The 17,046-nt window shown below is 73.8% G+C and carries 17 protein-coding genes; 3 read left to right on the forward strand and 14 right to left on the reverse strand.

Annotated features, from left to right (window positions below; all coding sequences use genetic code 11):
- Positions 1-215: 215 nt before the first annotated feature.
- Together C4U03_RS07225 and pruA are read right to left on the reverse strand one after the other, a co-directional pair.
- On the reverse strand, positions 216-965 hold the full coding sequence (locus tag C4U03_RS07225) for an HAD family hydrolase (RefSeq protein ID WP_103936838.1): 750 nt from the start codon (positions 963-965) through the stop codon (positions 216-218).
- Between the two features lie 150 nt (positions 966-1,115).
- A complete protein-coding gene (pruA, locus tag C4U03_RS07230) occupies positions 1,116-2,747 on the reverse strand; it encodes an L-glutamate gamma-semialdehyde dehydrogenase (RefSeq protein ID WP_103936839.1) in 1,632 nt (543 codons plus the stop codon).
- Positions 2,748-2,909: 162 nt separating this feature from the next.
- Here pruA and C4U03_RS41045 point away from each other — a divergent pair, with 162 nt between their 5' ends.
- Complete coding sequence (locus tag C4U03_RS41045) at positions 2,910-3,059, forward strand: hypothetical protein (RefSeq protein ID WP_200827084.1); 150 nt, start codon at positions 2,910-2,912, stop codon at positions 3,057-3,059.
- Between the two features lie 51 nt (positions 3,060-3,110).
- Here the strand turns inward: C4U03_RS41045 and C4U03_RS07235 are convergent, their stop codons facing one another.
- On the reverse strand, positions 3,111-3,611 hold the full coding sequence (locus tag C4U03_RS07235) for a DUF6912 family protein (RefSeq protein ID WP_103936840.1): 501 nt from the start codon (positions 3,609-3,611) through the stop codon (positions 3,111-3,113).
- A 5-nt stretch (positions 3,612-3,616) separates the two neighbouring features.
- Positions 3,617-4,270 (reverse strand): HAD family hydrolase, encoded by a 654-nt coding sequence (locus C4U03_RS07240; RefSeq protein WP_235017687.1) that lies wholly within the window; start codon positions 4,268-4,270, stop codon positions 3,617-3,619.
- Between the two features lie 61 nt (positions 4,271-4,331).
- On the opposite strand from C4U03_RS07240, the gene C4U03_RS07245 reads away from it, so the two are divergent.
- Positions 4,332-5,540 carry an acyl-CoA dehydrogenase family protein gene (locus C4U03_RS07245; RefSeq protein ID WP_103936842.1) on the forward strand — a complete coding sequence of 403 codons (1,209 nt, stop codon included), beginning with the start codon at positions 4,332-4,334 and terminating at the stop codon, positions 5,538-5,540.
- A 56-nt stretch (positions 5,541-5,596) separates the two neighbouring features.
- On the opposite strand, the gene C4U03_RS07250 is transcribed toward C4U03_RS07245, so the two are convergent.
- Positions 5,597-6,493, reverse strand: coding sequence for an N-acetylmuramic acid 6-phosphate etherase (locus C4U03_RS07250; protein WP_103936843.1), 897 nt, complete (start codon positions 6,491-6,493; stop codon positions 5,597-5,599).
- Positions 6,490-7,452 (reverse strand): MurR/RpiR family transcriptional regulator, encoded by a 963-nt coding sequence (locus tag C4U03_RS07255; protein ID WP_103936844.1) that lies wholly within the window; start codon positions 7,450-7,452, stop codon positions 6,490-6,492. The genes C4U03_RS07250 and C4U03_RS07255 overlap by 4 nt, the downstream gene beginning before the upstream one ends.
- 61 nt (positions 7,453-7,513) lie before the next feature.
- Here C4U03_RS07255 and C4U03_RS07260 point away from each other — a divergent pair, with 61 nt between their 5' ends.
- On the forward strand, positions 7,514-8,719 hold the full coding sequence (locus C4U03_RS07260; protein WP_235017688.1) for an N-acetylglucosamine kinase: 1,206 nt from the start codon (positions 7,514-7,516) through the stop codon (positions 8,717-8,719).
- 252 nt (positions 8,720-8,971) lie between these two features.
- Here C4U03_RS07260 and C4U03_RS07265 read toward each other — a convergent pair whose 3' ends face one another.
- From C4U03_RS07265 to nagA, 8 genes are all read right to left on the reverse strand, one after another.
- The gene (locus tag C4U03_RS07265; RefSeq protein ID WP_235017689.1) at positions 8,972-10,519 is read right to left on the reverse strand and encodes a glycoside hydrolase family 3 protein; all 1,548 of its coding nucleotides are present in this window, start codon (positions 10,517-10,519) and stop codon (positions 8,972-8,974) included.
- Positions 10,520-11,045: 526 nt separating this feature from the next.
- Complete coding sequence (gene ptsP, locus C4U03_RS07270; protein ID WP_103936847.1) at positions 11,046-12,809, reverse strand: phosphoenolpyruvate--protein phosphotransferase; 1,764 nt, start codon at positions 12,807-12,809, stop codon at positions 11,046-11,048.
- Positions 12,802-13,071 carry an HPr family phosphocarrier protein gene (locus C4U03_RS07275; RefSeq protein ID WP_103936848.1) on the reverse strand — a complete coding sequence of 90 codons (270 nt, stop codon included), beginning with the start codon at positions 13,069-13,071 and terminating at the stop codon, positions 12,802-12,804. The genes ptsP and C4U03_RS07275 overlap by 8 nt, the downstream gene beginning before the upstream one ends.
- 47 nt (positions 13,072-13,118) lie before the next feature.
- A complete protein-coding gene (locus tag C4U03_RS07280) occupies positions 13,119-13,772 on the reverse strand; it encodes an HAD family hydrolase (RefSeq protein ID WP_103936849.1) in 654 nt (217 codons plus the stop codon).
- Positions 13,763-14,212, reverse strand: coding sequence for a PTS sugar transporter subunit IIA (locus tag C4U03_RS07285; RefSeq protein WP_103936850.1), 450 nt, complete (start codon positions 14,210-14,212; stop codon positions 13,763-13,765). The genes C4U03_RS07280 and C4U03_RS07285 overlap by 10 nt, the downstream gene beginning before the upstream one ends.
- Positions 14,213-14,237: 25 nt before the next feature.
- Complete coding sequence (locus tag C4U03_RS07290) at positions 14,238-14,471, reverse strand: glucose PTS transporter subunit EIIB (RefSeq protein ID WP_103936851.1); 234 nt, start codon at positions 14,469-14,471, stop codon at positions 14,238-14,240.
- Between the two features lie 27 nt (positions 14,472-14,498).
- On the reverse strand, positions 14,499-15,554 hold the full coding sequence (locus tag C4U03_RS07295; protein ID WP_407701409.1) for an SIS domain-containing protein: 1,056 nt from the start codon (positions 15,552-15,554) through the stop codon (positions 14,499-14,501).
- On the reverse strand, positions 15,551-16,912 hold the full coding sequence (gene nagA / locus C4U03_RS07300) for an N-acetylglucosamine-6-phosphate deacetylase (RefSeq protein WP_235017690.1): 1,362 nt from the start codon (positions 16,910-16,912) through the stop codon (positions 15,551-15,553). The genes C4U03_RS07295 and nagA overlap by 4 nt, the downstream gene beginning before the upstream one ends.
- Between the last annotated feature and the right edge of the window lie 134 nt (positions 16,913-17,046).

Here is a 17,046-nt window from a genome sequence, read left to right on the forward strand (position 1 = left end):
GCACCCAGCATCGGACCTTCGCCCAGAGTCTCGCAATCGCCTCCGCCCGGCTCTCAGCCGGGGCATATACCGGCCGGTACGGTCGATCGCGCGACAGCATGGACAACCATGACGGTATCGGCCGCAGGGAACACGGCGGGTCATACCCGGCACGAGGTGGCGCCCCCGCCAGCGCCCGCATCGGCGGCGCCGGGAGTGCCGCCGTGCGCGGCGGGTCAGGCGCCGGCCGGCGCGGTGAGGTGCTCGACGGCGCGGACGACGGTGCCGGTGTCGGCCAGGGTCGGCAGCACGACGTCGGCCCCGGCGGCGCGCAGCTCGGCCTCGGTGGCGCTGCCGGTGGCCACCGCCAGCACGGCGGCACGGGCGATCTTGGCGGCCTGCACGTCCCGGGTGGAGTCGGCAACGTAGACGGTGGCGCCCTTGGCGTCGCCCTCCTGCCAGGCGGCGGAGTCGTCGAAGGCGATGCCGTGCTTCTGCGACGCCTTGCGCCGAGCCAGCTCCAGCAGGGCGGCCTTGCTGTAGACGCCGTCCTCGTAGCCGCCGACCTCGGTGTCGAGGTGGGAGTCGAGGCCGAACTCGGCGAGCTTGAGCACGGCGTTGGGCCGGATCGAGCCGGTCAGCACCGACTGGACGGTGCCGCGCCGCCGGGCCAGGGCCGCCGTCGCCTCCTTGGCGCCCGGCAGCAGCCGGCCCTCGGCGCGCAGCCGGTCGCGCCGGGCGGCGAACGTCCGGGCCAGCTCGGTCATGAACGCCGGCAGGTGGTCGTCGGTCACGTCGATGTCGTTGAACGCCAGGGTCTCGAAGATGATCTCCGACTCGGTACGGCCGGCCACCGGCGCCAGCCGGACCAGCGGGCGTCCGGTGACCCGCTGGAACGCCTCGGCGTAGGCGTCCCGGGTGACCCTTCCGACGTCGACCAGCGTGTGGTCGATGTTCCACAGCACCAGACGATAGGTCGTCGACATCCTGTTCCCACATGTGCGTGCACGGCGCCCGGAGGCGCGTGCCCCCGGCGCGTTACCGGCGATCCTCCCTAGCCTACGGCTCGCCGGCCGCACCGGGACAGCCTTGCTCGGGCGCCGTGCCTGCCCGCCCCCGCGGGTGCGGACCGTCTGTCAGTCCCCCATGTGGGGGTAGCGGTAGTCGGTCGGCGGCACGAACGTCTCCTTGATCGTGCGGGCGCTGGTCCAGCGGATCAGGTTGAGGATCGAACCGGCCTTGTCGTTGGTGCCGGAGGCGCGCCCGCCGCCGAACGGCTGCTGGCCGACGACTGCGCCGGTGGGCTTGTCGTTGATGTAGAAGTTGCCGGCGGCGAACCGCAGCACCTCGGTGGCGTGGGCGATGGCGGCCCGGTCCCGCGCGACGATCGAGCCGGTCAGCCCGTACGGGGAGGCCCGCTCCATCTGCCGCAGCATGGTGTCGTAGTCGCCATCGTCGTAGACGTGCACGCCAAGGATCGGGCCGAAGTACTCCCTGGTGAAGATCTCGTCCTCCGGGTCGGCGGTCTCCAACACCGTCGGGCGGACGAAATAGCCCTCGGAGTCGTCGGCCTGCCCGCCTGCCAGCACCCGGATGGAGTCCAGCCCACGGGCCCGTTCCAGCGCCGCCCGGTGCTTGGCGAACGCCCGCTCGTCGATCACCGCGCCCATGAACAGCGACAGGTCCTCGGCGACGTTCCCCATGGTCAGCGACTCGACCTCGGCGCAGAAGTCGTCGCGCATCCCCTCCCACAGCGAGCGCGGCAGGTACGCGCGGGAGGCGGCCGAGCACTTTTGCCCCTGGTATTCGAACGCGCCGCGCACCAGCGCCGTCCGCAGCACCGCCGGGTCGGCGGACGGGTGCGCGACGATGAAGTCCTTGCCGCCGGTCTCACCGACCAGCCGCGGATAGGAGCGGTAGCCGGCGATGTTCTCCCCGACCGTGCGCCACAGATGCTGGAACGTGGCGGTGCTCCCGGTGAAGTGAACACCGGCCAGATCCGGATGGGTCAACGCCACCTCCGAAACCGCCCGACCGTCCCCGGTGACCATGTTGATCACCCCGGGCGGCAACCCCGCCTCCTCCAGCAACCGCATGGTGAAGTGCGCCGACAACTGCTGAGTGGGCGACGGCTTCCACACCACCACATTCCCCATCAACGCCGGCACGGTCGCCAGGTTGGCAGCGATGGAGGTGAAGTTGAACGGCGTGACCGCCAGGACGAAGCCCTCCAGCGGCCGGTACTCCATCCGGTTCCACACCCCGGGACCCGACTCGGGCTGCTCGGCCAGCAGCCGCCGCGCGTAGTGCACGTTGTAGCGCCAGAAGTCGATCAGCTCGCAGGCCGCGTCGATCTCCGCCTGGAGCGGGCTCTTGGACTGGCCGAGGATCGTGGCGGCGTTGAGGGTGGCGCGCCAGGAGCCGGCCAGCAGGTCGGCGGCCCGCAGGAAGATCGCCGCCCGGTCGTCGAAGCTCAGCGCCCGCCAGCCGGGGGCGGCCTGCCGGGCGGCGTCGACCGCGGCGCGCACGTCGTCGGCGGTGGCGTTGCCGAACTGCCCGAGGACGTGGGCGTGCCGGTGCGGCTGGACCACCTCGACCGGCTCGCCGCCGCCCGGCCGCCGCTCCCCGCCGATCGTCATGGTCAGCTCGACCGGCCGGGCGCCGAGCTCCTTGATCCGGTCCTCCAGCGCGGCCCGTTCGGCGCTGCCCGGCGCGTAGCCGCTGACCGGCTCGTTGACCGGTACCGGCACGTTGGTGACGGCGTCCATGCGTTCGCTCCCGAAAACTCCGACATCGTTGTCGTCAAGCACGCGCCACAGATGTACCCAGATCGCCCGCCCGCGACGCACGCGGCCGGACCCCGCGTTCGCGCTCCGGGATCCGGCTCGGCGGGTCTGGACGGCGAGCGCGGACGGCGCGACCATCGGTCAATGAACGGCAAGACGCGCACCGCGATCTACCTACGCCAGAGCGGCCGCAAGGAGCTGACCGGAAGGCAGCGCAAGCGCCTGCGCCAGAAGGACAACAAGGGCACCGGCTCGGCGGGCGGAAGGAAGGCCGGCGGACGCGGGAAGGGCTGACGCCCGGCGCCCAGATCCACCCGGCTCCGGCCGAAGGCCGCCCGGCTCAGGTCAGAGGTCGCCCAGTTCCTGGGTGGCGTACCACATCAGCTCGTGGCCCTCGGCGCCCTCAACGGTGAACAGCGCGTCCTCGTCGCCCGCGTCGGCGGCGGGCAGCGCCCGCACGGCGGCCCGGACGTCGTCGGCCGCAGCGGAGTCGTCGACGTGCCCGGCGGCGATGTCGCGTACCAGCACCGGCGCGGTCACCTGCACCAGCGCGCGTTCGTCGTCCCGCCCGCCGGGCTGCACGGTCCCCTCCGGGACCTCCACGGCCAGCACCACGCGGCGCGGCGGCGTCTGGGGGTCGGCGGCCATCTCCTCCGCCAGCAGTCGCAGCGAGGCGCGGGCCGCCGCCGTCATCGCCGCATACTCCAGTTCCTCGGTGTCGCCCTCGGCGTACCACTCGCGCAGCGCGGGGGTCACCGCGTATCCGGACACCGGCGCGGGACCGATCTCACCGGTGGACAGGACGCGGGCGAGCCCCGCGAGCGTGGACGGCAGGTAGACGCGCATGATGATCAGAAGTCTGCCAGACGGACTCCCAAGAGTTCCCCCAGCCGTCCGATGGTGGCACCCACGTCCGTGTGGTGGACGCCCACCAAGCCGACCGACTCGGCGGCCCGCACGTTGTGCTCGATGTCGTCGACGAAGGCGCACTCGGCCGGCGCCAGGCCCAGCAGTTCGACGGCGTGCCGGAAGATCCGCTCGTCCGGCTTGCGCATCCCCACCTCGGCGGAGATGACGACCGTGTCGAACAGCTCGTTCCACAGCTCGCGGGGGTAGTCGTTGCCCCAGGAGTTGGACAGCAGGGCGACCCGGGCGCCGGCGGTGCGGGCCGCGCGCAGCGCCGCATACATCGGCTCGACCGGGTGGAAGGCCGCGAACATCCGCGCCAGCAGGCCCTCGCACGCCACCGGCCCGCCGTCCACCGTGCACAGCTCGGCGGCCAGCAGCCGCTCGAACTCGGCCGGCGCCAGCGTCCCGTCCTCCAGGCCGTGGATGGGGTTGACCGTGCCGGCGACCGGATCGTAGGCCTGCCTGACCCAGGCGCGCATGACGTCCTTGTAGCGGGCCTCGTCGATGCCGTCGGCGGTCAGCCAGTGCGCGATGGCGTCGTTCAGCGGGGAGGTCAGCACCCCGCCCCAGTCGGTGATCACAGCCTTGACTTCCACGGCCCGATGGTAAGGGATGCCCCACCCCGAACACCGAATGCCGTTCTGGAAGACTGACGGTATGGACTTCGAACTCAGCCCCAAGGCGCAGGCGTACTCCGCGAAGCTGCAGGAGTTCATGGACCAGCACGTCTACCCGGCCGAGCCGATCTACGCGGCCCAGCGCGCCGAGCTGATCGCCGCCGGCACCCCGCACCGGCACCCGCCGATCATCGACGAGCTCAAGACCGAGGCCCGCAAGCGCGGGCTGTGGAACCTGTTCCTGCCGGACATCTCGGGGCTGTCGAACGTCGACTACGCCACCCTGGCGGAGATCACCGGCCGTTCCCTCGACCTGGCCCCCGAGGCGGTCAACTGCGCCGCCCCGGACACCGGCAATATGGAAGTCCTGCACATGTTCGGCACTCCCGAGCAGCAAGAGCGGTGGCTGCGCCCGCTGCTGGACGGGGAGATCCGCAGCGCGTTCGCGATGACCGAACCGGCCGTCGCCTCCTCCGACGCCACCAACATCACCACCTCGATCGTCCGGGACGGCGACGAGTACGTGATCAACGGCCGCAAGTGGTTCTCCAGCGGCGCCGCCGACGAGCGCTGCAAGATCTTCATCGTGATGGGCAAGACCGACCCGGACGGCCCCACACACCGCCAGCAGTCGCAGATCCTGGTGCCGCGCGACACCCCGGGCGTGCGGGTCGTCCGGGACATGACGATCTTCGGCTACTCCGACCAGCACGGCCACCCGGAGGTGGTCTTCGAGGACGTGCGGGTGCCGGCCGGCAACCTCATCGGCCAGGAAGGGGACGGGTTCGCCATCGCCCAGGCCCGGCTCGGCCCCGGCCGCATCCACCACTGCATGCGCGCCATCGGCATGGCCGAGCGCGCCCTGGAGTTGATGTGCCGCCGCGCCGCCTCCCGGGTCGCCTTCGGCAAGCCGCTGGCGCAGCAAGGGGTCGTGCAGCAGCAGATCGCCGAGTCCCGGATGGCCATCGAGCAGGCCCGGCTGCTGACCCTCAAGACCGCCTGGCTGATCGACCGGCACGGCGCCAAGGGCGCCCGTACCGAGATCGCCGCCATCAAGGTCATCGCCCCCCGCGTCGCCGGCGAGGTCATCGACCGCGCCATCCAGGTACACGGCGGCGCCGGCGTCAGCGGCGACACCCCGCTGGCGGCCATGTACGCCTGGGCCCGCGCCATGCGCATCTTCGACGGCCCCGACGAGGTGCACGTCCGCACCGTCGCCCGCCAGGAGCTCAAGTCCTACCTCAGCTGACGGGACGACCGCCTTCCCCGGCCGACGGCCCCCGGCCGGGGAAGGCGCCGGCCTGGTCAGCCGGTACGCAGGCGCTGCAGTGCCTCCCTGACGCCGCCCTGGCTCTCCTGCAGGGCCAGGGTGGCGCGGGCGGCCGGCACCTCCCCCAGCAGGGAGACCAGGGCGACCCTGGTGTCGCCACCCGCCTCCGACAGCGCGGTCTCGCAGATCCCGGCGTCCATGCCGGTGGCCTCGGTGAGGATGCGCACCAGCCGGGCGCGGAGCTTGTCGTTGAGGGCGTTGACGCTGACCATCAGGTTGGAGTAAGTCCGGCCCAGCCTGATCATCAAGGTGGTGGAGAAGGCGTTGAGCACCAGCTTGGTGGCGGTGCCCGCCTTCATCCGGGTGGACCCGGTGATCACCTCCGGACCGGTGGCCAGCCCGATGTGGACGTCCACCTCCTCGCCGAGCGGGGCCCGCGGGTTGGCGCTGATCAGCGCCGTGCGGGCACCGGTCCGCACGGCGGCGCGCAGCGCGCCCGCGACGTAGGGGGTACGGCCGCTGGCGGCGATCCCGATGGCGATGTCGCCGGGATGCACGTCGGCGGCGTCCCGGGCGCCGAGGTCGGCGTCGTCCTCGACGTCCTCGATGGCCTGGGACAGCGCGCCCAGCCCGCCCGCGTGGTGGGCCACCACCCGCCCCCACAGGCCGAAGGTGGGCGGCAGCTCGGCGGCATCGATCACCGCCAGCCGGCCGGAGGTACCGGCGCCGAAGTAGTGCACCCGGCCACCGGCCCGCAGCGACTCCACCGCCAGGTCCACCAGCTCGGCAATCTGCGGCAGCACGGCGGCCACCACGGCGGGCACCGTGGTGTCCTCGGCGTTGATCAGCCGCAGCACCTCGATGGTGGGTAGCACGTCCACGTCGACGGTGCGCGGGTTGCGGCCCTCGGTGGGCACATCGCAGTCGATCACCGGCGCCTCCGGTCGGGTCGTACCGTACGGCTGCGGACCGCCTCGAAGGTGGCCTCCAGCGCCTTGCGAGTGGTCCCGTAGGTGCGCTGCGCGACCCCCACGAACACGCAGTCGATCACCGTGAGCTGGGCCAGCCGGCTGGCGGTGGCCCCCGAACGGAAGGTGGTCTCCCGGGCGGCGGTGGTCAGCACCAGGTCGGCCACCTCGGCGATCGGCGACTTGGGGAAGTTGGTGACCGCCACCGTGATGACGCCCCTCCCCTTGGCCACGCTGAGCGCGTCGATGGTCTCCACGGTGGCGCCGGTGTGCGAGATGCCCATCGCCACGTCCCCCGGGCTGAGGACGGCGGCGCTGGTCAACATGATGTGCGCGTCCGACCAGGCCGAGCAGTGCCGACCGATGCGGTGCAGCTTCTGCTGGAAGTCCAGGGCCACGAACGCGCTGGCGCCGACGCCGTAGACGTCCACCCGGGACGCGGCGACCACGGCGTCGACCACCTGTTCCAGCACCTTGATGTCCAGTTGCGCGGCGGTCTCCTCGACCGCGCGGGCGTCGGCGAAGGTGACCTTCTCGACGATCTGTTCCAGGGAGTCGTCGGGGCTGATGTCGCTGCCGATGACGCGGCCCCCGGCGGCGCTCTGCGCCCGCCCGGCCTCGGTGGCCAGGGTCAGCCGCAGCTCCGGGTAGCCGGTGAAGCCGATGGCCCGGCAGAACCGGATCACGGTGGTCTCCGACGTCCCGCAGGCGTGCGCGAGTTCGGTGATGGTGGAGTTGGCGACCCCCTCGGGGTCGTCGATGACCCGCTGGGCGACGCGTCGCTCGGCGGGCGGAAGCGAAGGCAGCAGTGAACGCACCCGGACCACGGTGCTGAGCGGCGCGTCCTTGGTGGAGGGCGAGGCCGCCGGGGGCGCTGTGGCCTCCCCCGTGCCCCCTGAATCTCGGCCGTTGGTTTTCCTCATGTCAGTAAGTTTCTTACGTCTGAGAAGTAGCGTCAACGGAGCTAAGGTCTACGGTCACCATGTGTTGACCCATTTGGCTGGTCCTTACGTGATCGGCGTGGACGCGGGTGGCACAAGAACCCGCGTAGCCGTACTAACGCTCGGGGGGGCCCTGGCCGGTTCCGGAACCGGTCCAGGCGCCAACCCCAACTCCGGGGGCGACACCGCAGGTGCGCTCACCACGGCTCTGGGCGCCGCACTCGGCGATCTAGACCGTTCCCTTGTCCTCAACGGTGTATTCGGCATTGCCGGAGCCGGTTCGGCCGGGCGGCCCGCCGCCCTGGCCGCCGCCCGGCGCGCCTGGCACGCCGTCGGCCTGCACGGCTCGCCCGCCGTGGTCACCGACATCGCGGTGGCGTTCGCGGCGGGCACCGGCGCCCCGGAGGGCATCGTGGTGTTCTCCGGCACCGGCGCCGGGGCCGCCGTGATCAACGACGGGAAGATCGTGCAGCGCGCCGACGGTTACGGCTGGCTGGTCGGCGACCAGGGCTCGGCGGTCTGGCTGGGCCGCGAGGCGGTGCTGGCCACACTGGCCGCCCTGGACGGCCGGGGCGAGCCCACCCTGCTGGCCGAGTCGGTGCCCCGGGCGCTGCTCGGCCCGGCCGCGGTGGACTCGCTGGCCGACGGCTCGGCCCGGGCCCCCACCGCCCCGGTAGCCGAGGGCCCGGCCGGGGGACGCGCGATGCGCGCCCGGACACCGCCCGAACGCGCCTTCGCCCTGGCCTCCGCGACGGCGGGGGCCTCCGGAGCCCTGATGCCCCGGGGCTCGGACGGCCCGGCTCGTCCGGCGGCGGTGGACGATGAGCCGCCACCGGACGGCCGGGCCCCGACCACGACCCTGGACCGGCCGGACCGGATGCCGCCCGCCGACCCGGCGCTGGCCCAGGCGATCATCAAGGAGGTCTACGGGCGGCCGCCGGCGGCCCTCGGCCGGCTGGGCCCGGTGGTCTGCGCGGCCGCCACCGCCGGCGACCCGGTGGCGCAACACATCACCGAGGAGGCGGCCCAGTGGCTGCTGCGTGATGTGGACGCGGTGCGCCCCGCGCTCACCGACCCGTGCTCGCCGGTGGTAATGGCCGGTTCGGTGCTCGGCGACGGGCCGGTCGCCGACGCCGTCCGGGCCGGCCTGCGCGAGCGCTTCCCCGTCGAGCCGCAGCAGGCGGGCGACGGGGCCGTCGGCGCCGCCGGGATGGCACTGCGCCGGCTCGGCCTGCGGCCGCCGGACTGATCCGGGGCGCAGGCCCCACAGCGGCGCCGGGCGCCGCACCCCGGCCGGACGGAACCGGCCGGAATCACCGAAACCCACCCCTCACGGGATGCCGCCGCACGCCCGTACGCGGGTCAGGTGATCACCGCGAGACAAGGGTCACCTGACCCGCACCGGGGCACGGATCGTCCCGGGGCGAGCACGTCCGGACGGCCGAACGCCGACCTGTACGTGATCTTACGGAGCATCCGGTGCGCAGCGCTCCGATACCGATCAGTAGGTCAGACCGTGACCGACCTTGTGGCCGCGCACCTTCACCGGAAGCCGCCCGGTGGGCTTCACCTGGCCGGTCAGCACCCGGGCGAGCGCGTTCAAGGACGCCTTGCCGGAGGAGTAGGTGGCCAGCGCCGCCCGAGCCGCATCCGCGTACGCCAGGTCGTAGGGGAGTCCCAGCGCCGCCACCACCACGGGCCTGCCGCCCGCCCGCCCGATCTGTGCCGCGGTAGCCGCTCCGGCGTTGAGCGTGGTCACCACGACGACGTCGGCGGCACCGGGGGATGCGGCGACCTGGACGCCCCGCTCACGCAGCGCCGCGGCCAGCGTCTCGGCGTGCGGCCCGGTGACGTGCACCCGCTTGCCGCGCAGCGGCAGCAGACCGCCCTTGTTGCGCACCAGCGTGATCGACCGCTCGGCGACCTGACGGGCCACCTTCCGGTGCGCGTCCGAGCGGATGGTCCGCCCGGCCCGCTCGGGGTCCACCTGGACGTCCCCGAACAGCCCGCGCTGCGCCTTCATCCGCAGGATGCGGGTCACCGACTCGTCCAGGCGTTGCCGGGAGATCGTGCCCTGACGCACCGCCGCCAGCACCGCCGCATGGGCCTGCGCCAGGTTCGGCGGCATCAGCAGCTGGTCGGCGCCCGCCCGGACGGCCCGCACCGCCGCCTGCGGCGCCCCGTACTTCTGGCGGGCGCCCGCCATGCTCAGCGAGTCGGTGACCACCACGCCGCGATAGCCCAGCTGGTCGCGGAGCAGCCCGGTCAGCACCGTCCGCGACATGGTGGCGGGGTCACCGGAGTCGTCCAGCCCCGGCACCACGATGTGCGCGGTCATGATGGCGTCCACGCCGTTCTGGACGGCGGCCCGGAACGGGGGCGCGTCCACCCGTTCCCACTCGGCGCGCGAGTGGTCGATCACCGGCAGCCCGGTGTGGCTGTCGGTGCCGGTGTCGCCGTGCCCGGGGAAGTGTTTGGCGGTCGCGGCCACCCCGGCGTCCTTGTACCCCTGGATGGCGCCGCCGAGCATCCGCGACACCAGCGCCGGGTCCGAGCCGAACGAGCGGACGCCGATCACCGGGTTGGCCGGGTCGACGTTGACATCGGCGACCGGGGCGTAGTTCTGGTTGATCCCGACCGCCCGCAGCTCGGCGCCGGTCACCTCGGCGGCCTTGCGGGCCAGCTCCGGCTTGGCGGTGGCGCCCAGCGCCATGTTGCCGGGCAGGCGGGTGACGTACGACAGGCGCGTGACCAGGCCCTGCTCCTCGTCGACGCTCAGCAGCAGCGGGATCCTGGAGGCACGCTGCAGGGCGTTGGACAGCCTGGCCGTCTGCTCGGGATCGCGGGCGTTGCCGGGGAAGTAGATCAGGCCGCCGACGTGGTACCGCTTGATCAGCTGCTCGGCGGCGGCCCGGTCGGCGAAGGTGGGCACGAACAGCTGCCCCACCTTCTGCTCCAGGCTCATCTCCTTGACGAAGCCGGGGATCCAGGCCCCCGGGTCGCTGGACGGGGTGGCGGTGGGCGTCCGAACGCCGTCACCGTCCGGCATGCCCCTCCCCGTCTGCGCGGCGTCGCCGTTGCATCCGGTCGACGGCAGTATCAGCACCGCCGCCGCGCACACCGCGAGCAAGCGTGAACAACGCACCGGACCAGTCCCCCCGAACATGGTCGCCGTGAAATTCCTGGCCATCGCCTTGGTGACGCTAACACGCCGAACGGGTGCCCGGTGTGATGGCCGGTACTGGACCCGGCCGCGCGTCCCCTCGGATAACCGCCGGATTCCGTCCTGATCGCCCCAGCGTATGCGGCCACGACCGTACCCCAGCCGCGAACGCCGGGCAGGTCACGGACACAGGGCAGGCCGCCGACACACGGCAGGTCACGGACGCCCGGCAGGCCGCGAACGCCGGGCGGGTCACGGACGCCGGGGAGAACGACCCCGAGGTCGTCACACTCGCGAGCACGGGCGCTCCGGCACGGTCGTCCCGCACGCGTCCGGTCGTGCGGGAACGGTCGTGCGGGAACGGTCGTCGCGGCTGTGCGCACCCCCGAGTGCGCGCAGCCGCGACGGCCGGTCACAGGCCGAGGTCGGCCAGGGCGGGGAGTTCGGAACGGGCGGCGGCGCGGGCCTCGTCCGCCGAGCGGGCCGAACGCGCGGCGACGGCGGCGCGGCGGCACTCGGCCAGGGTGTGGCGGGCCAGGACGGCGCGGACCAGAGGCAGGGACGGAGCGCTCATCGACAGCGAGGTCACGCCCAGGCCGACCAGCACACAGGCCAGCATCGGATCGGCGGCGGCCTCGCCGCACACCCCGCAGCCGCGTTCGGTGTCGGCGGCGGCCTCGGCCGTCAGCGCCACCAGGTCCAGGACGGCGGGCTGCCAGGCGTCCTGCAGCCGGGCCAGGGCGCCGATCTGCCGGTCGGCGGCGCAGGCGTACTGGGTGAGGTCGTTGGTGCCGACGCTGAAGAACTCCACCTCGGGGGCCAGGTCGCCGGCGCGCAGCGCGGCGGCCGGGACCTCGATCATGATCCCGGGGTGATCGATGCCCGCCTCGGCGCAGGCGGCGGCGAAGGCGCGGGCCTCCGCGACGTCGGTCACCATTGGCGCCATCACCTCCAGCCGGACAGTCAGCCCGGCGGCGGCCCGGGCGAGCGCGCCGAGCTGGGCCGACAGCACCTCCGGGTGGCGCATCAGCATCCGCAGCCCCCGCTCGCCGAGCGCCGGATTGGGCTCCTGCCCTGGCGGCGGCAGGAACGCCAGCGGCTTGTCGGCGCCCGCGTCCAGGGCCCGTACGACCACCTTGCCCTGGGGGAACGCCTCCAAGACGGTGCGGTAGGCGGCCTCCTGCTCGGCGTCAGACGGCGGGGTGGCGCGGTCGAGGAACAGGAACTCGGTGCGGTAGAGCCCGACGCCCTCGGCCCCGGCCTCCAGGGCGGCCCGCACGTCCTTGGGACCGCCGATGTTGGCCAGCAGCGGCACCGCGTGGCCGTCCTTGGTGGCGCCCGGCCCGGTGGAGGCGGCCGTCAGGGAGGCCCGGACGGCCGAGGTGCTCAGGGCCGCCTCGATCTCCGCCTCGGCCGGGTCGATCCGCACCGTCCCAGCGGCCCCGTCGACCAGCACCGGCGTGCCCTCGGCCAGGTCGGCGGCACCGGGGCAGGCCACCACGGCGGGCACGCCCATGGTGCGGGCCAGGATCGCGGTGTGGCTGGTCGGCCCGCCCTCCTCGGTGACGAACGCGACCACCTGGGCGGGATCCAGCACCGCCGTGTCGGCGGGCGCCAGGTCCCGGGCGACCAGCACGAACGGATCGTCGCGCCGCGGCACCCCGGGCACCGGCAGGCCGAGCAGCCGGGCCACGGCGCGGTCGCGGACGTCGTCGAGGTCGGTGACCCGGGCGGCCAGGTACTCCCCTGCCCCGGCCAGCATCTCCCGGTAGACGGCGAACGCCTCGAACACCGCGCGGGCGGCCGTCGTCCCCTCGCCGATCCTGACGGCGATCCCGTCGGCCAGGCCGGGGTCGAGGGCCATCATCGCCTGGGCCCGCAGCACCTCGCGGGCCTCGGTGTTACCCGCCGCCGCGGCCCGGTCGCCGCGTGCCTCCAGGTCGGCGGCGACGGCCTCCAGCGCGGCGGTGGCGGCGGCCTGCTCGGCCCGTACGTCCTCGGGGGTCCCGCCGTGGGTCGCGGCGGCCGGCTCCGGCACCGAGCCGGCCACCCGTACGACCGGCCCGGCTCCGACTCCGGGACTCACCCCGGCTCCGGTCAGCACCCCCGCGGATCCGGAGGCCGGCGCGTCCGCTCCCCCCGCGTCGGCGACCGGGGAGGGCGGACCGTCAGGCATCGCCGGCCTCCACGTTCACCGCCGCCTCCAGTTCGTCCAGCACCTGGTCGGCGGACTCGCCCTCGGCGGTGATGACGATCTCCTCCCCGTGCCGGGCGTCCATGCCCAGCACCGCCAGGATGCTCTTGGCGTTGACCGGATTTCCCCCGAGCTTGGCGACCGTGACGTCCATCGGCGCCCTGGCCGCGGCCTGCACGAACAGTGCGGCGGGACGGGCGTGCAGCCCCACCTTCGACCGGATCTTCACGTGACGCTGGGCCACAACCACTCCTCGATTTCCTCCCGGAACGGGACCTGTGCCGGCCCCGTTCAGCCCCCGAACACCCGGGGCCATCGAACTTCCCTGAGATCGGCCACGATCCGGTCCGCCTGCGACAGCCGCGCGGCCGGCATCGTGGTGGCGACCGCCACGACCGCCATACCCGCGGCCTTCGCCGCCGCCACTCCGGCGGGCGCGTCCTCGAAGGCCACCGCCCGCGCCGGAGACACCGCCAGGTGCGCGCAGGCGGCCAGATAACCCTCCGGATGCGGCTTGCCGTTGCGCACGTCGTCGGCGGTGACGATCACGTCCAGCAGCCTGGTGATGCCCAGCTCCTCCAGCAGCCCGTGCGCGTAGGGCCGCATCCCCGACGTGACCAGGCCCAGCGGCACGCCCTCGGCGTGCAGCGAGTGCACCAGCTCGACGGCGCCCGGCACCGGCTCGGCATCCGGCCAGTCCGGGTGCTCCTCGTACTCGATCGCCTGCCGGAACAGCTCCTCGACGGTCCGGCCGGGGAACAGGTGCAGCAGCTCGGCCAGCACCTCATGGCCCCGCCGCCCGGCGAACGAGGCGATCAGCGCCTCGTCGTGGGCCACCCCGTGGCGCTCGAACAGCCGGGTCCACAGCACGCGGTTGCGCGGCTCGGTGTGGATGAGCGTCCCGTCCAGGTCGAAGATCGCCGCCGCCGGTCGTGTCAGTGCCATGAGAACAGCCCGGTCCCCTTCTCGACCCGCCCGCTCTCCCGCACCTCCGACAGCGCCTCGGCGGCGGCGTCCAGCGCCACCACCGCGGTCACCGGCGAGCGGCCGCCCGCCTCGATCTCGGCGGGGTTCCAGCGGACCAGCGGCTGACCGGCGACCACCTCCTCGCCCTCGGTGGCCAGCAGCTCGAAGCCCCGCCCCTTGAGCTGGACGGTGTCGATCCCCAGGTGCACCAGTACCCCGTGCCCTTCGCCGTCCACCACCACGTAGGCGTGCGGGTGCATCTTGACGACCTTGCCGCTCACCGGGGCGATGGCCTCGCCGCGGCCGCGCTCGGGGTCGACCGCCGTACCCGGACCCACCATGGCCTGGGCGAACACCGGGTCCGGCACCCCGGCCAACCCGACAACCTGCCCGCTGACGGGCGCCAGAACTCGCGTCACTGGGGGCTCCTTCGCTCGCGGGCGGTCAGTCGAGAAGGTCTTCGATGTCGGTGGCCAGGGTGTCGGCCTCGGGTCCGACCACCACCTGGACGACCCGGCCGCTGCGCATGACGCCGTAGGCGCCGGCCGCCTTCAGCCCGGCCTCGTCCACCCGGTCGGGGTCGGTGACCTCGGTGCGCAGCCGGGTCGCGCACGGTTCGATCTCGACGATGTTGGCCGCGCCGCCCAGCGCGGCGACGATGGCCTCGGCCTTGTCCATGTCGGCTCCTTGCGGTCTTGGGGGATCTCAGTCGGTCTGGGTGACCTTGTTGAGGCCACGGGGGACGTCGGGGTCGTGGCCCAGCCGGCGGGCCAGCGCCTCCACCACGAGCTGGCCGGGGACGATGAGGCCCAGCGGCGCCACCCACTCTGGCAGGCGGGGTCCGGGCAGCGCGTGCGAACAGGCCCGGGCGAGGCCGTCGCCCCCGCCGATCCCGTAGGCATGGGCGCCCGCCCCGGTGACCCGGCGGGCCAGCGCCACGGTGCCGGGCAGGGTGGGCCCCTCGTCGGCGGCGACCAGGATCGCCGGGGTGGCGGAGTCCACCACGGCGATCGGCCCGTGCAGCAGGTCGGCGTACGACAGGCCCATGGCGTGCAGGTAGCACGCCTCCTTGATCTTCAGTGCCAGCTCCAGCGCGGTGCCGAACGCGATGCCCCGGCCGGAGACCACCGCGCCGGGCACCTCGGCCAGCCCGGCCACCACCGCCTCCAGCGCGGGGGACGCCTCGGTGGCCGCGATCAGCCGTTCCACCTCGTCGGGGACGCGGCGCAGCTCGGTCTGGTCGACCGGCGCGCCCAGGCCCAGGGCCAGCACCGACAGCGCCGCCAGCTGGGTGGTGTAGGTCTTGGTGGCCGGCACCGCCACCTCGTCCCCGGCCTCGGTGATCAACGCGACCTCGGCGGTCTCGGCCAGCGGGGAGCCGGGCCCGTTGGTGACCGCGATGGTGCGGGCGCCGCAGTCGGCCGCCCACTCCAGCGTCTCGACGATCTCCTCGGTCCGGCCGGACTGGCTGATCGCCACCGCCAGCACGCCGGTCAGGTCGAGCCTGCGGCGGTAGGTGGTCGCGATCGACGGGGCGGCCGGGGTGGCCAGCCGTCCGACCTGCGACTCGACCAGGTAACGGCCGTAGACGGCGGCGTTGTCGGAGGAGCCGCGCGCGATGAACAGCACCTGCCGGGTGCCGCGCGCCAGCAGCCCCACGTCGGACATCCTGGGCAGCAGCGCGTCGATCGTGCGCCGCAACGCCTGCGGCTGCTCGCCGATCTCCGCCCGCATCCTGCTGGTGGTCATGGCGGCGGTCATCGCGTCGTCCTCTCGTCGCGGGGGGACGATCCTCCAGATCCCCGGGTTTCGGCGTTCCAGACCTCGGCTCCGGCGACCCAAGTTCGGCGGGCGCGCAGCGCCCCGCTGCCGTCGGGGGCCAGCCAGGTCAGGTCGGCGGCGGCACCGGGGGCGAGGCGGCCCAGGTCCGGGCGGCCGATCAGGTCGGCCGGGACGCGGGTCGCGGCGTCCACGGCGGCGGCCGTCCCGACACCGAGGGCGATCGCATTGCCGACCGCGGCGTCCAGCCGCAGCGCCGAGCCCGCGATGGCGCCGTCGGCGCGCAGCGGGGGCCCGTCGGCGGGCAGGTCGATCGGCTCGCCGCCCAGTTCGTAGCGGCCGGGCGGCATACCGGCGGCGGACGCCGCGTCGGTGACCAGCACGATCCGGCCGGGCGCGGCGTTGAACGCCAGCCGGGCGGCGACCGGCGCGACATGGTGCAGGTCCAGAATCAGGCCGGGGTGCAGCCGGGGGTCGGCCAGCGCCTGGGCGGCCACGCCGGGGGCGCGGTGGTGGATGCCGGACTGGGCGTTGAACAGGTGGGTGACCTTGCGCGCCCCAGCGTCGGCGGCCTGCGCCACCTGCTCGGCGGTGGCGTCGCTGTGGCCCACGCTGACCAGCACGCCGCTTTCGGTGAGGGTGCGGACGGCGTCGAGGCCGCCCTCCCGTTCGGGCGCCAGGGTCACCAGCTTGACCAGCCCGGTCTCCAGCAGGAGGGCCAGCGCGTCCGGGGTGGGGTCGGTCAGCCAGGCCGGGTTGTGCGCGCCGCGCCGCTTCTCCGACAGGAACGGCCCCTCCAGGTGGACGCCCAGCACCCGGGCCCCGGCGGGCAGCCGGGGCAGCAGCCCCTCGGTGCGCCGCAGCGCCGCGGCCTGGACGCGGACCGGCGCGGTGATGAACGTGGGCAGGAACGCGGTGACCCCGGTCTCGGGCAGCCGGGTGACGACGGTCTGCCAGCCGGACTCGTCGGCGTCCACCATGTCGTACCCGAAGAACCCGTTGACCTGTAGATCCACCAATCCGGGCGCCAGCGTCCCCGCCTGTAGCCGGATGTCCGGCGGGCCCGGGGGCGGCCCCTCGCCGACCTCCGCGATCACGCCGCCGTCGACGCGCAGCCAGCCGGGCGAGAGCACCCGCGACGCCTGGTGGCCGTCGCCCGGCGGATCCGCCGGGGCGTCCGGGGAGATCCCTCCCGCGGCGGCGGGCGTGCCCGGCTCGCCGGGTGCGGCGGCCGGGGCCGATGGCGTGGGCACGGGGGCGTCGGACGGAGCGGGGCCCCGGAGCGAGGCGGCCGGCGGGGCGGCCACCAGGGCTCGGGCGGCGATGAGAAGTGAGGTCATCTTCAGCGCACTCTCCGTGCCGATCAGCAGGTTGTCAATGCTGGGAGTACTGGTCTAGTCCGGACTAGACCAGTACGCACCATATCCCAGCCGATGGCCGGAGCGTAGGGGTCCGGCCGCCCTTTCCGCCGTCG

Origin of the sequence: Thermomonospora echinospora (genome assembly GCF_900108175.1) — a bacterium.
Classification (GTDB): domain Bacteria; phylum Actinomycetota; class Actinomycetes; order Streptosporangiales; family Streptosporangiaceae; genus Thermomonospora; species Thermomonospora echinospora.